This is a genomic window from Mesorhizobium sp. P3_A9, from assembly GCF_056402975.1.
This window is the reverse complement of record NZ_JBFUGJ010000127.1, coordinates 1-15,450: the sequence shown is the minus strand read 5'-3', so window position 1 is coordinate 15,450 and position 15,450 is coordinate 1. Positions and strand designations below refer to the sequence as shown.

The 15,450-nt window shown below is 59.7% G+C and carries 9 protein-coding genes; 6 read left to right on the top strand and 3 right to left on the bottom strand.

Features of this window, described 5'->3' with window-relative positions; genetic code table 11:
* Nucleotides 1–120: 120 nt before the first annotated feature.
* From AC1DX0_RS18240 to AC1DX0_RS18230, 3 genes are all read right to left on the bottom strand, one after another.
* Nucleotides 121–567 carry a pyridoxamine 5'-phosphate oxidase family protein gene (locus tag AC1DX0_RS18240; RefSeq protein WP_477222550.1) on the bottom strand — a complete coding sequence of 149 codons (447 nt, stop codon included), beginning with the start codon at nt 565–567 and terminating at the stop codon, nt 121–123.
* A gap of 45 nt (nt 568–612) precedes the next feature.
* Complete coding sequence (locus AC1DX0_RS18235; protein ID WP_477222549.1) at nt 613–867, bottom strand: lipoyl domain-containing protein; 255 nt, start codon at nt 865–867, stop codon at nt 613–615.
* 123 nt (nt 868–990) lie between these two features.
* Nucleotides 991–1,422, bottom strand: a complete 432-nt coding sequence (locus tag AC1DX0_RS18230; RefSeq protein WP_477222548.1) for a potassium channel family protein — start codon at nt 1,420–1,422, stop codon at nt 991–993.
* A gap of 634 nt (nt 1,423–2,056) precedes the next feature.
* Between AC1DX0_RS18230 and AC1DX0_RS18225 the strand changes: the two genes are divergently transcribed.
* From AC1DX0_RS18225 to AC1DX0_RS18200, 6 genes are all read left to right on the top strand, one after another.
* On the top strand, nt 2,057–2,728 hold the full coding sequence (locus tag AC1DX0_RS18225) for a response regulator transcription factor (RefSeq protein WP_477222547.1): 672 nt from the start codon (nt 2,057–2,059) through the stop codon (nt 2,726–2,728).
* A complete protein-coding gene (locus AC1DX0_RS18220) occupies nt 2,718–4,091 on the top strand; it encodes a sensor histidine kinase (protein ID WP_477222546.1) in 1,374 nt (457 codons plus the stop codon). The genes AC1DX0_RS18225 and AC1DX0_RS18220 overlap by 11 nt, the downstream gene beginning before the upstream one ends.
* Nucleotides 4,092–4,316: 225 nt before the next feature.
* Entirely contained in the window at nt 4,317–6,500 is a 2,184-nt protein-coding gene (locus AC1DX0_RS18215; protein WP_477222545.1) for a type I secretion system permease/ATPase, read from the top strand.
* Nucleotides 6,497–8,029 carry an HlyD family type I secretion periplasmic adaptor subunit gene (locus AC1DX0_RS18210; protein WP_477356327.1) on the top strand — a complete coding sequence of 511 codons (1,533 nt, stop codon included), beginning with the start codon at nt 6,497–6,499 and terminating at the stop codon, nt 8,027–8,029. The genes AC1DX0_RS18215 and AC1DX0_RS18210 overlap by 4 nt, the downstream gene beginning before the upstream one ends.
* 374 nt (nt 8,030–8,403) lie before the next feature.
* Nucleotides 8,404–8,772 (top strand): hypothetical protein, encoded by a 369-nt coding sequence (locus AC1DX0_RS18205; RefSeq protein ID WP_477222543.1) that lies wholly within the window; start codon nt 8,404–8,406, stop codon nt 8,770–8,772.
* Nucleotides 8,765–15,450, top strand: a 6,686-nt coding sequence (locus AC1DX0_RS18200) for a beta strand repeat-containing protein (protein WP_477356325.1), incomplete at its 3' end; no start/stop codon positions are given. The genes AC1DX0_RS18205 and AC1DX0_RS18200, both read left to right, overlap by 8 nt.

Here is a 15,450-nt window from a genome sequence, read left to right as displayed (position 1 = left end):
ACTGGCAGGGCCGGATCGACGGGTGGGTGGCGTCCAACGATCGTGCTTGATCTGTGCGATCTCCGCACTTCCAGCCGTGGCTCTTCGGCAGTGGCGATGTTTTGAGGCACTGAAAACTGCCTACTCGCTTGCTTCACGGCCGGACACCTGCTCGACGAGGATCCGGAAGAAGACGTGCGGCGTGCTGTCTGACACCGGAGGCGAAACTGGTTTGAGGGCGCCGGGCTCCCACCAGTCGGCGTGCTTGCTGAGCAACGTCCAGGCATGGTCGCGCTCGAGTTTGTGGCCTATCCGGTCAGGCAGTTCCTCATAGCGGCCATCGACAACCACGCTTTTCCAGCCCCGTCCTTCGCCGCGTTCGTCGACCTGGACGGACACAAGCGGGTTGGCGCGCATCCAGTCGATTTTCTTGCCCGGCATAGAAAACGCGTAGAGGTGACTGTCGGCATACGCATAGTGCACCGGAACGACATACGGCTGCCCGTCCTTGGCACATGCCAGGCGACCCATACGATTGGCCGTCAGCATTTTGGTGCATTCCAGCGCAGAAAGTGTGCGGATCAGCATCGTCTTATTTCCTGTGGTCTGCGTCGATTCTGTTGTTGAGCGTGGTCAGCCAGGGCTCAGCCTGTCATCCAATGTTGCGAGCACCGAACCGGGTTCGACGACGGCGTTGGTTGCCGCGACAATCGTCGCTCGCCCGCCTGCTGGCGCGACGATCTCGTGCAGCGCGTCTTCAATTCGAACTTCCGCTATCCGCTCGCCGACCCTGATCGCGGCACCGCTCGCGATGAACCATCGCTCTACAATACCCTCGGGCAACATGCTGGATGCCCATAGTGCTTCATCGACCTTGATGTTCTGCATCTTGGTTCTCCTTTGAAGCGGTAAGCATAGTCCACTCGCCAGGGCAATCTTTGATCGCGATCAAGGATCGTAACACCGAGCTTGCAACTCGGCCCTCGCATTCGGTGGTGGTTTGACACTCAATCAGAAATGCTCSCCGGCCTTGAACGGACCGATGCGCGTTCCCGCCGCGATCAGRTAGGCGGTCGACCAGCCAATGAGCAGRAAYCCGTTCACRCCCTCCAATGCCGCCAAGACGCGCCATGTATGAGCGGGTACGACGTCGCCATAGCCGACCGTTGAAAAGGTAATGGTCGAAAAATACAGGGCGGTCTCGAAGTCGGCGAAGATATCAAGCAGCCGGTACAGCCCGGCCCACAGCCAGATCTCGATTGTCATGACGGCGAAGAGCCCCATCACCACGCTGATCATTGCCACCGTGCGGCTGTGACGCCCATGCATGCGAAACCGCGCCACAAGGTACCCCATCGCATGGGTTACGGCGATCAGGCCAAACGTATGGACCAGGACCGTCAGACTGATGACGACGGTGCCGATGAGCAGATTGAGGATCATGCGCGGAACCTAGCGACTCCAAAGGGTCCTAGTCCTTGTGCGAGATCAATCTTGGCGCCGGCGAGCTCCGGCGTGTTTGAAGCTCCCTGTTCAATCGGTCCTTCCCTAGCCAACGGGAATACAGGACAAAAGCGCCCAAGCCGGTGGTGAGGCGCGGACGCTCAGAAGGTGGCCGAGAGAGCGCGGCCACCTGACTGACCTAGGCGTATGCGGCTTCGGTCGTCATCGCACTCGTCACTATCGGCGCGGTGAGATCCAGCACCACGATTGCGCCCCGAGTTTCTGCGGAGACAAATCGACGACGCTCGTCAGAGCTGATGAAATTTTTCGTCAATCAAGTATTCGTGTACAAGGCGGCTTGCGACGGTGCCGCAATTGGCGCGAAGGGCCGTTGACTTGATGTTCGAATTTCATAATCGTGTATAGTCGCTAAAGGTGACCTACGCTGATATTCCAAGGAGGCGCTTCAACTAGCACTGGAGCGCCGTTGAGTTTTCTGAAATGTCATTTCGGGGCGGAGATTCCTTCGTAACCCGCAAATAGATCGTGTATATTTCTTTGTCTGTTGCGAATGTAATGTGGCACGATGTGAACACCACGAAAGCATCGCATCGATCCGATGGAGGCAGTGCTTTTGGCGCGGTTGCTGGTTCTTGAAGACGAGTGTGTCCTGGCGCGACACATGAGGGCTACGCTGGAGCGGGCGCGCTATGCGGTCGATGTCGTCGAGACCATCGCCAGTGGGATGGACGCGCTCGGCACCACCGCCTATGACCTCCTGCTGCTCGACAGGCAGGTGCCCGATGGTGACGGGGTGACGCTGCTCGATTTTGCCCGCCAGGCCAAGTTGGCACTTCCGGTGATGTTCCTTACGGCCCGTTCCGGCGCCGATGACCGCGTCAGCACGCTCAATCGCGGCGCCGACGATTATCTCTGCAAGCCCTTCGAACCTGCCGAGCTTGTTGCGCGCGTCGCCGCTCTGCTCCGCCGCCCGGGACAACTGACTGTGTCGACGCTGAAGGCCGGCAACATCGTCCTCGACAAGGTCGAGCGTTCAGTGATGATCGCGGGCAAACCTCTGATGATCGCACGCCGCGAAAGCATGCTTTTAGAGCAACTCGTCACCCGTTCGGGTCAGGTCGTTACCCGCGAAGCGCTGAACGCCAAGCTGTTCGGCTTCGAGGACGGCGCCTCTCCCAATGCCATCGAGGCCAGTGTCTACCGGCTGCGCAATGTGCTGAGCAGTTTGGGGGCGGACCAGCAGATCCACACCGTTCGAGGCATCGGGTATTGCCTTGCGCCTTAGCGAGCGCCTGTTCGGCTCGATCGGTGTCCGCCTCAGCATCCAGCTCTCGTTGCTGTTCGTGCTCTTTGCCGCGGCCTGCGCTGGCCTGATCGGTTACCAGCTTTCCAACATCGACGAGACGGCGCGATCGTTGCGGCTGCAGGGTCAGGCTCGGGAAGTCAGGCAAGCCCTGCATTTCACCACGGGGACCGCTCCAGCCGCGGAACTGCCGCCTGTGCGCATGGCCGACTACCAGGGGGAAAACCCGACCTTGTTCTACGCGCTGCGCAATACCGCCGGTGATCTGGTTGAGGCGTCGTCGAAGACCCTGCAGGACGGTTTCAGTGCTCAGTTTTTCCGCCGCATGGCGCGTGGCGAAAGCAACACGGCGGCCAGGGACGGCCTCGACAATGCCTTCTACTTCCTGTCGGAGCCGTTGGAGACGCCGGACCATCAAAAGTTCCTGCTTATCGTTGGCCAACACGCTTCGGCGACAGACACCCTGCTGCGCGACGTCGAATGGCGGCTGATGGTCGGAACCGGCCTCGCTGCCATTCCGATCTGCCTGGCGGTGTTCGGCGCCAGCTTGACGATCATCCGCTTCGGCTTTGCGCCGATACGCCGGCTGTCGCAGCAGGCCGACAGGATCGGGCCAGCTGATCCTGCGGCACGCATCGGCGAGGCGAACCTGCCGGTGGAATTGCGTGACCTCGCTGAGGCCGCCAATGCCGCTGCCGACCGCCTGCAACAGGCCATCACCAGTCAGCGCCGCTTCACCGCGGATACGGCGCACCAATTGCTGACGCCGCTGGCGCTGCTGTCCGCGCGGATCGAGCAAGGCGAGGGGCCGCACCCGGACCCCGGCCTGCGCGGCGACATCAGGCGCATGCAGAACCTGATCCGGCAATTGCTGCATTTGTCGCGCCTCGCGTCAGTATCTGAGCCCCACCAAAAGCTGGATCTCAGGTCGATCGCCAGGCAAATCGTCATCGACATGGCTCCGCTCGCCATCACCGAGGGCAAATCACTGTCCTATGACGCGCCTGACACGCCGTGCTTGACGACGGGGGATGCCATGGCCATCAGCGAAGCCTTGGCCAATCTYATCCGCAACGGATTGCGCCACACGGCCCCCGGCACCAGCGTCGACATCATGGTGGAGCGGCCGGCAATCATCAGCGTTGCCGACAGGGGCGCCGGCATCGCGGAGGTGGATCGCGATCGCCTGCTGGAGCCATTCTTCACCACGCAGGCCGACAAGGGCGGCTCCGGCTTGGGTCTCGCCATCGTCGACGAGGTCATGCGCCAGCATGGCGGCACGGTGGAGGCTGAAAACCGCAGGGAAGGCGGCGCCCTGTTCCGGCTCAGCTTTAAACCGGCGTAAAGGTCGAAGGCGGCGCAATCCGCCCGAGGATGCTTGTCATCGGTATGAAGAAATCGCACGGGGCCGCGAGTTCGTCAGGTTGTCATCAGGTTGGCCATGTAAGGTCGCTGCTCGGGCATATGCGAGGCGGCTTCTGCGAAAGTTCTTTGATCGCCCAGGACCGAAGGCAGCCGTGTCAGCAGGCTTGAAGGCCTGCCAGCCACCGCCAGGGAATTGCGAGGGGCGATGACGGAAACGATTCCAGCGGCGGAGTACTCGATCCCGGACACGGCGTCGCCGATCGATCCGGCATTGGCCGGCCTCTCGCTGATCGCTGGCTATTTTCGCGTCGCAGCCGATCCGGTCCAGCTCCATCATCAATTGGCGCTCGGCGCGCAGCGAGGCACGAACGACGACGTCGTGCGAGGCGCCAATCTGCTGGGCCTTCGATCACGTGCGATCCGGATCAGGTCGCCCGAGCGGCTCGCCGCGGTTCCCTATCCTGCGCTGCTGCGGCTCGCGGACGGCAACAGCGTCGTACTGGGCGCCGGAGCGGACCCCAGCCGGGTGCGTCTCATCGATCCGATCCTTCGTACGACCCGCGAGATGAGCCTGACAGAGGCTTTCGCGGCTTCATCGGGCGAAGCCGTTCTGGTCACGCGCCGGCTGGGTGGCGCCGGTTACGACCCAACGACGTTCGGCTTCCGGTGGTTCCTGCCGTCGCTGTTGCGCTACCGTCGGCCGTTGACGCAAGTCGCGGTCGCCTCGTTGTTCGTCCAGCTTTTCGCCCTTGTCACGCCGATCTTCTTCCAGCTGGTCGTCGACAAGGTGCTCGTACACAAGGGGTTGTCGACGCTTGTCGTCCTCGTGGTGGGCATGACGACGCTCGGGTTGTTCGAGGCGGTGCTGCAGTTCCTGCGCGCCTATACGCTGAACCACACGACAAACCGCATCGACGTCGAGCTCGGGCGCCGGCTGTTCCACCATCTCTTCCATCTGCCGCTGGCCTATTTCGAAACCCGTGCCGCCGGACAGACAGTGGCACGGGTGCGTGAACTGGAGACCGTCCGTGGGTTTCTCACTGGCCAGGGCCTGACATCGCTCCTCGATCTCGTCTTCACCCTCGTTTTCTTCGTCGTCCTTTTCATCTACTCAGCGACGCTGACGGTCGTCATCCTTGGCTCGATCCCGATCTATCTGCTCGTCGCAGGTCTGCTTCGTCCGGTATTGCGCCAGCAGATCAACGAGAAGTTCAATCGCGGCGCGCGTTCCCAGCAGTTCCTGGTCGAGTCCATCGTCGGCGCGCAGACGCTGAAGGCCGCCAGCGTCGAGCCAACGATGCAGGCGCAATGGGAGGAGCGGCTGGCGGCCTATGTCAGCAAATCCTTCGACGCCAGCGTGACCGGCGCGATCGGGCAAAACGTCATCCAGTTCATCAGCAAGGCGACAACGGCGCTCATTCTGTTCCTCGGCGCGCAGGCGGTCATCGCGGGCACGATGACGGTGGGCGAGCTCATCGCGTTCAATATGATATCGGCGCAGGTCGTGCAGCCGATCCTGAGGCTCTCGCAGCTCTGGCAGGATTTCCAACAGGTGCAGGTTTCGGTGTCGCGCCTTGGCGACATCCTCAACGCACCGACGGAGCCGGCACCGCAAAATCTCCTCACGCTGCCGCCGCCGCGCGGCGCGATCGAGTTTCGGGGCGTCACCATGCGCTATAGCCCCGAAGCTTCCGAAGCGCTGAAAGGCGTGACGCTGTCCATACCTCCCGGCGAAGTCATCGGTTTCGTTGGACAATCGGGATCGGGCAAATCGACGCTGACGAAGCTCGTGCAGCGGCTCTACAGCCCGCAGGCAGGACAAGTGATGCTCGACGGCGTCGACATCGCGCAGCTCGATCCCGGCTGGCTGCGCCGACAGATCGGCGTCGTGCTGCAGGAGAATATGCTCTTCAACCGCACGATCCATGAGAACATCGCGCTGGGCGACCCGGCGATGGCACGTGCGATGGTGATGCAAGCGGCGCGGCTCGCCGGCGCCGACGAGTTCATCGCGCAATTGCCGCAGGGCTACGACACGATGGTCGAAGAGCGCGGCGCGAACCTCTCGGGCGGGCAGCGCCAGCGGCTCGCCATCGCCCGCGCGCTGGCGACAAACCCACGTATCCTCATTTTCGACGAAGCAACGTCCGCGCTCGATTACGAGAGCGAGCGGGTCGTACAGGAAAACATGCGCGCCATCGTTCGCGGACGCACGGTGCTCATCATCGCGCATCGTCTCGCGGCACTGCGCCCCTGCACGCGGATCGTCGGCATGGCGCGCGGCGAGATTGTCGAAGTGGGATCGCATGATGAACTGCTGCGCCGCGACGGCGGCCTTTACGCTCGGCTTTGGGCCCTGCAGTCGGACCAGGCGAGGGTCACGGCATGAACAAGCCCGTCTCGCCTCCTTCCTCACCCGCACCGAGTTCGCCGCGGCCTCTAGGGTCGCTTACCTCGGGCCGTGATCGCGAGTTCCTGCCGGCCGCGCTCRAAATCCTTGAAACACCGCCGGCACCGCTGCCCGTCGTTTTCATGCTGACGATCTGCGCCTTCTTCGCGGTAGCGCTCGTCTGGTCGTTCTTCGGGCGCCTCGACGTCCTGGCCGTCGCGCCAGGAAAGATCGAATCCATCGGACACGCGAAGGTGCTCCAGACGCTGGAACCTGGCAAGATCGCCGCGATCCACGCCGAGGCGGGACAGACGGTGAAGGCCGGCGATGTGCTCATCGAATTTGACCCCGCCGAAGCAATGGCGGATCAGCAATCCGCTACCGACGACTGGTTCGCGGCGCTCGCCGAAGTGGCCCGGCGTCGCTACGCCATCGACGCGCTGGCGCCGATCCAGTCTTCGCTGGCGAGCGGCTCGCCCGAGGATCCCGCCCCGTCGCTTGGTTCCATCGTCGCCGAGGCGAGGGACAAGATCGATTGGGGCGCGGCACTGCCGACCAATTTCCGGTTACGTGAGCTTGCCGTCCTCAGCGCCGACGTTGACCAGCTTACGAGCCAGTTGCAGAGCCTCGACAAACAAGCCTCGCAGAAGGTGGCGACGCGCCAGCGCCTGCAAATGAGCATCGAGTTCCAACACACGCTTCTTGTTACGCTCAACCAGCGTGTCGGCACATGGCAGGAGGCGATCAAGAAGGAGGTCGGCACCAAGATCAACCTTTATGACGCGCAAGAAGACCTGCAGAAGTCGCAGTCCGCACTGGCGTCCGATCAGGGCGAATTGATCGAAACCGACGCGGCCTTGCGCGAACTCTCAAGCGAGAAGACCAAGGCGGTCTCAGAATTCATCGCGGACAACGAAAACAAGCTCGCCGACGCCGCCAAGAAAGCCGACGAAGCCCAGCAGACGGTCGCCAAGGCGGCGACGCGCGTCGGCCGCACAAAGCTCGAGTCGCCGATCGACGGCGTCGTGCAGAAACTCGCTGCAACCACGGTCGGGCAAGTGTTCACGTCGGGCCAGCAGCTGCTGGTGGTTTCGCCTCGCGGTGGCAAGCTCCAGGTCGAAGCGCTCGTCGCCAATCTAGATATCGGTTTCGTGCATGCCGGGCAGGACGTGGCAATCAAGGTCGACGCGTTTCCGTTCACCCGCTTCGGCACGCTCCATGGCCACGTTATCCGTATCGCGCCCGAGGCGCTCGATGAGCAGGAGGCTAAACGCGCCCTTGCCAACGCGGCCGCTTCGGCCAACGAAGTGAACGCTCCGGCCCCGGRATCGCCCGGGCAAATCGAGAGCTTTGTATTCCCGGTCACGATAGAACTCGAAGAGACGGCGATGCCGGTTGGCGATGCAAAAATCCCGCTCAGCCCTGGCATGACGGTGAGCGCCGAGATTCATACCGATAGCCGACGCATCATCGACTATCTGCTCTCGCCCTTGTCAAAGATTAGCGCTGAGGCGATGCGTGAGCGGTGAGGGGTTCCGCTGGGCTGGCCTCACCACATGCAGCGGTAGGCGAAGCGCGCTCTCCGTGGCGTTCTTCAAGTGGTTTCGGATTTAAGCGGGACAATGTCGGCTGCCATCGGAAGTTATTTTCAGAAATCGGGATCTCGTCAAGTTGCCGTCAGGTTGGAATGATATAGTTCCGTCAAAGTGGGGTGATGTGGAGGCAGTCGAGCATATGTCTAGGATAAATCAGTCTGTTCTGGATTGCTTATCCCATGGCGGTTTGATCGATGGTTTAATATCACCAACATTCGTATCATGTGGATGTTATACAATGTCTATTCCGGATCACGCGTTTTACGCCTGCCTTGCAGTTTATTTAATGGCGCCAAATGAGCGAGCAAATGGCTGAGGCGCATAGCTCAAAAAGTCCAAATGAAAACTTTATTGGGACTAAAGATTCTGAAAGCGCAACGCGTGATCCTATTCAAATTGATCAATTCTGGGGTAACAACAAGTTAGTGTGGCCGTGGATGGAAAGTTACCTTCCAAAAAATCGTATGTTTGCAGATGGATTTGCTTCGGTGTTGCAGCTATTTATTGGAATATTATTTATAATAGTTATTTTTCACTGCATATTAAAAAAAGACATTTTTTTACCAATTCTTGGAATCCCTCTTATGGGATACCTTCTGGGAAGTTTTAATATAAGAATGGCGCGTGCACAGCAAAAATTCCTCATAGCCAAGAGGAATGGAGGAAGAGATGAATGAAACTAACGCTAAAAATAACCCAAATGAGGAGATAATTGGGTTCGGTCGAGCCGGAGAATGGCTAGACAATGCCCTTTCCGGTCTAAATACTTCATTGGAAGTAATAAAAAATCAATATGCAGAGCCCGCGCTCGAGACCTTGACGGAAGACGCCGATGTCAGCCTTCGTTTTTTGGGATCGGCCACGGGATTCATTCATTATTATTATGAAGACGGAATGTCTTTACTCGATGCTACTACTGCGACAGCTACGCAAGTGGGTGCGGAATTCATTGGGGGCCTCGGCGGAGAGGCGGTATTTCCCTTTGGGGGAGGCTATGCGGGAGAAATCATCGCCGGGCTCGCGACTCAGAAACTCATCGACTCACCTCCTCAACCTATGTTCTCGAACGATCCACAAAGCCCATACTCATATTTGCCGAACTCAATCGACGATCCTAACCCATATAAGCAAGGACCGTTTGCTATCGGGACAGGATATACAGGAGACGGTACCGGGACTGACTCGCCCAAGGAACAGATGACGCCTGCCGATTGGGCATCTCAAGGCGGTGGGAATGGTGCTGTCAACCCATCTCAATTCCCCGGCATCGGCGCGGACAGCTCCAACGACGGAAGCTATCTCAACGGAGCCGAGCCGGGTGTCACCTTGGGTGGGGTTTCCTATCCGGGCGACAGCAGCCCCTATGCGAGCGCTGGTTCCTCTGCAAATTATTCGAACATCTTCGGTGCGGGGTTTGACCCTAGCAATCTTGATAACCCAGACGATCTGAGCCCGGCAGGCGATTACATTGCGAGCGATGCGGGCGGCTACGTCCCCAGCGGTTACTACCCTGACCCGACTGGCGGCAACGATTCGAGTTCGTCCGGCAGCTATGACCCGACTAACTATTATCCCGATCCGACCGTCACTGGCTCTGCTAGCGGCAGTGACGGTTCGAGCGGTGACGGTGGCGATGGAGGCGGCGATGTCGGCGACTACTATCCGCCGAGCGGCGGCGACTACCCGGACATGGGTGACAGCGGCGACGATTTCGCCCCGATCCTGCTCGACGTTTCGGGCAAGGGCATCAACATCACCGAGCTGAGCCGGTCGAACACCTTCCTCGACACGACAGGCTCTGGGCTTTCGCATAGAACGGCCTGGGCTGGGGCGGGGACGGCGGTGCTGTTCTACGATCCGAACAACCTGAACGAGATCGTCGACAAGAGCCAGTACATTTTCACACAGTGGGACCCGACCGCCAAGGACGACATGCAGGCCCTGCGGGATGTCTTCGACAGCAATGGCGATGGGGTGTTCAATGCCTCCGACGCCAAGTGGTCGCAGTTCAAAGTGATGGTGACGAATGCCGATGGAACGACGACAGTCGAGACGTTGGCCCAAGCGGGGATCACGTCGATCAACCTGACGGGCGATACGACGGATATCCAATATGCGGACGGCTCAGCCATCACGAGCGAGACGACGTTCACGAAAGGCGACGGCACGACGGGCACTGTGGCCGCCAGCACTCTTGCATCTGATGCAAGTGGCTATGCAGTCAGCACCAACACCAACACATCCACGGTGGCTGGCGTCACCACCACGGTGATCACCAATACCGGCACCAATGCCGACGGCTCCGTCGCCTTCGCGGATGTGCAGACGACGGTGGTCAACGGCAGCAGCGTGACAAGAACCACAACCTATGACGACAATGGCGACGGGGTCATCGATCGGAAGCAGGTGATCGCCACTTCCGTGGATGTCTCGGGCAACACGACGGAACTGTGGACCAACTATAATGGCGGCGGCACCAAGCTCTCGGCGGTGCAGACGGTGACTTCGGCCGATGGCAAAACCATTACCATCTCGCGGGATGCGACAGGCGGCGGCTGGTTCGCCCAGGTGGAAGTGCAGGCCACGGCTGTCGACGCCTCGCGCACCGATACGATTACCAACCTCAATGCCGATGGCAGCGAGATCAACAAGAGCACGACCAGCTATTCGGCCAATGGCCTGACCAAGACCGTGGCTACCGACATCGACGGCAACAGCACCACCGATCTGACCGTTATAGATAGCCTTGTGGTCAACACCAATGGCTCGCGCAACGAGACCGTGGCCACCACTTCGAACAATGGATCGGATTTGGGCACGGTATGGACAGCCATAAGTGCTGACGGCAAGACCCAGACGGTCTCGACCGATCATATGGGAGGCGGCACGGTGGATCGGGCGGTCAACACCGTGATCACCACCAATGCCGATGGCACTTCGACCTCCACCCTTCAGAACTATGGCGGCAACGGCGCCTATATCGATGGCCAGACCGTTACGAAGAGCGCCGATGGCCTGTCCACCACCACAGTGCAGGACCTGAACGGCACGCATGGCGCGGACCGTACCACCACCGACACCATGACGCTCAATACCGATGGCAGCCGCGACGAGGTGGTGACTATCACTTCGCTCAATGGYAGCCTGGTYAGCCAGATCACCACCCACCTGGGCGCTGACCAGATCAGCAAGACAATCTCCAACGATAGCCTAGGCATTGGCCACGCCACGAGCACCGAGACGGTTAGCATCAATGCCACGACCGGGATCAAGACCGACACGACCTCCAGTCTGGCCGCCAATGGCTCGCTGCTCAACCAAGGCGTGGTCACCACCTCGGCGGATGGCTTGTCCAGGACCACGACGACGGATGTGAATGGCGATGGCGTCATCGACACCAAGGTAACCGATGTCACGGTCAAGAATGCCGATGGCAGCGCCACGGAGACCATTGGAAACTATGCCAGCAACGGCACGTTGCTTGATCAGACCATCATCACCACCAGCGCCGATGGTCTCACGGTGACCACGGCCACCGATGTCAATGGTGACGGGGTGACCGATACCACGCTCAAGGACCAGAAGGTCAACAATGCCGATGGCTCGGTGACAGAGACGGTGACCACCACCAGTTCCAATGGCAGTCTGCTGCACCAGGCGGTGACGGTGACCTCGGCCGACCGGCGCACGCAGACCATCACCGACTATGGCGTGCAGACGGTGAGCGGAACCAACACGGCCTATGTCGATAAGACCGAGTCCATAACCACGGCTTCCAGCGGGACGGTGACCGACCTCACCAGCCGGTTTGCCATCAATGGCAGCCTGGTCAACCGGGCCGAGACAGTGACCTCCGCCAACGGGCTCACAACAACCACCAATATTGACGCGACCGGCCATGGCAATGCCTGGGACAGCACGACAACCGCGAGCACGACCTACAATGCGGACGGCTCGACCCTGACCGAGCAAACGGCCTCGGCACCCAATGGCACGCTGCTCGATCGTGCCGATACTTATGTGAGTGGCACTGGAACGTCGAACAACGTCACCCGGGATGTCAATGGCGATGGCACAAACGATCTCAATACAAAGACGTCGGAAACCTATTCGACGAATGGCAGCCTGACCACCACCGTTGGCAAGTACAATGGCTCAGGATCAACACTGCTCGACCAAACCCAGACCTTGGTCTCCGCGAACGGTCTAAGCAAGACTGTCAGCCATGACTTCAATGGCGATGGGACCATCGACCAGAGCACGACCGACAATTTGCAGTACAATGCCAATGGCAGCACCACCGAGACTGTCACGGACTATACCGGAACGAGTGCGGGCACGGTGCGCGATGTCAGCACCACCACGGCCAATGTCCTGGTGTCCGGTGTCGGCCGGCAGACCACGACGACCTCGCAGTCCAATGGTTCGGTGCCGTTTTATTCCACCGACACGGTGACCCCTCTGGCCACCGGCGAGGTAGACGAGACCGTGCAGATCTATGCCTCGCAGGGTGGCGCCCTGCTGCGGCAGACCAAGCAAGCGGTGAGCGGCAACGCCCTGACCACGACGCTCTCTACAGATGTAAACGGGGATGGGACTTGGGACTTCTCGAAGACCGACGCCAAGACCGTCAATGCCGATGGCAGCGTCACGGATACGGCTTCACTGAATAACACCAGTRGCCTGGTCTCGGAGAAAGTCACGACCGTATCCGGCAATGGTCTTTCAACCACGACGTCCTCTGACCAGAATGGCGCGGTGAGTGGCGGTGCTGCGGTTTTCAACAAGGTCGTCACCGATCTGACAGCCGTCAATGCCGATGGCAGCGAGACGGAAACCGTTACCGCCAAGGCCCAGAACGGATCAACCGAAACCCAGTCCGTCACCACCACCAGCGCCGACCGGCTGACGGTGACCACCAACCACTATCTCGATGAGACGGGAACGCTCACCCATCTGGACCAGTCCGATGTCGACCAGACCAATGCCGATGGCTCGCTCACCGAGACCTTGACCAGTTGGGGTGCCGCTGCCGTGCTCCTCAGCACGATCGTAACGGCGACCAGCGCCAATGGCCTGGCCATCACCAAGACCTATAAGAATGGGTCGGGTGTGGTCACCRATACGCAAAGCACCACCGAGACCCTCAACACCGATGGCAGCGCCGCCACAGTCTTCAGCGACAGCGATGTGGTGGTTTCGGGCACGACGCTCGCCACCTCCGGCACCACGAATGTGAGCGGCAATGGTCTCACATCCACCACGTCCCTTACGCTCAGTGGCCGGTTGAATTCGGCCATGGCGGCAAGCACCACCGAATCGGAGACCAGCAGCACGGTGATTGCAGCCACCGGTGCTGAAACAACGACCAATGCCGATACGGTGGGTGGAACGGCTGCTGACACCGAGACTACCACGGTCTCCGGCAATGGTCTTTCCGACACCACGTCGTTGCAGCAGCAGGGCGCGGCCAGCGCCCTCTATACAGACCAGAAGACCATCAATCTCGACGGGTCTACTACCGAGACCGAGACCTATTACGACCAGAGCGCATTGAGCACCATCCTGGCGCAAACCATCACCAATGTGAGCTGGGACGGGCGCACCACCACGACAACGACCAAGAACGCTTATGATGCATCCGGGCAGACCATCACCGCCGATGCTAGCGATCTGGGGGAAGGGGATTCTCCTCCGGCCACCTATACGCCCAGCTTTGCCACACCCTACAATCTCACAACGGATGTCTATGTTCGAAATGCCGATGGCACGACGACCGAGACCAGGAGCGGTACTGGTGCGTTTGGGGCTCCTGCTTACGAACAGACCTTCAATTGGTCGACCACGGCCGATGCCGGACAACTGCTCGCAATCACTGACCAGGACGCGCGTAGCCTGACGGTCAGCCAGAGTGCGCAGGAGGTGTCGGCCTCGGGCTTGAGTACAGGCTTTGCCTTCGACACGACCGGGCTTGAATCCAAATCGACACTGACCACGGCAGCCTCGGATATCAAATCCGGGTCCGGCCTGCCGGGCTCCATGCTGGCCACCGACATTATAGGTTCCGCCGCCACTATGCTCAATGTCGATGGCAGCCAGACCACGACAACACAAAGCGCCTTCGGCAACAGCTTCAGCAATCTGCGCCAGAAGATCGTCACGACGGTCAGCGCCAACGGGCTGGTGACCGTCAAGCAGGTAGATAATGATGGGAATGGAGTCGTCGAACAGGTTGATACCACAACAGTCAACCCGGATGGCTCCTCCACCACGGTTGACAACTACTACAGCAATACGACGGGACCGAGCGGAGCGGTCACCGGCAGCAATACCTATACCCGCAGCGCCAATGGCCTGATCACGACCCTGGTCGCCTCGAGCGGCATTACCGATACCACGGTGGATTTTGCCAATGCCTATGGCAGCTATCAATGGTCGCGGAGTGTGACATCGGGCAGTGTGGCCGCCAGCAATGGTTCGGCCTCTGGTTGGTCGACCCATGGCATTGACGCCAACGGCATGGACACCTGGACGATCAATGACGGCTTGGGCGATGCTCAGAAAACCATCACCATCTCGGTAGGACTTGAAAACCAATATATCGCCCAGGCGAATGAATTGTACCTCGTGATGATGGGTCATGCGATGGACGATTCCCAAACCCAATACCTATCGGAATACATCACCAACGGCGTCTTCAACGAAGAACAACTGGCCTATAAAATCTACCTTGACTCACCAGAATATCACGCGAACTTCGCTTTATGGCAAACCTATCAAGGCATAGCCGGATATATGAACAGCCCTATTCCATTCTATGAGAATGCTTTCGGTCGATTGCCAACGGCAGAAGAAATGGCCAATACGGGGTATTATATCGCGCAAGAAAACTCCCAAGGCGTGCAAGGCATTTCCGACGATTGGGCACAAGCCGCCGTGCAGGTGGCTCAGTATGCGGCGGACTATGATTTCAACACAAGTCGCACCGCTACGGACCCCAATGTCAGCCTGCTCTTTGCCGGTGCCGGTACCATTGCGACCTCACCCAACTGGATCAGTCCTGGCTCAAGCTCGATCCAGGTCGGAACCGCCGGGACCTATTCTTATTCGCATGACTTCATCGTCGATATGAATGCGACCTCTGGTGATGCGGTGGCGATGACGGTCAATGGCAGCGACGATCTCGTCCAGGTCCAGGGAGATTTGGGCAGCGTGACCATGAACGGCTCCAACAATGCGGTTGAAGTCGTCGGTTTCACGGCAACGGTGACGGCTTCTAATGCCGATGTTCTGATCGATTATAACGGCATCGCCACGGTGACTGGCAATTATGACCAGATTACCCAAGCTGGGCC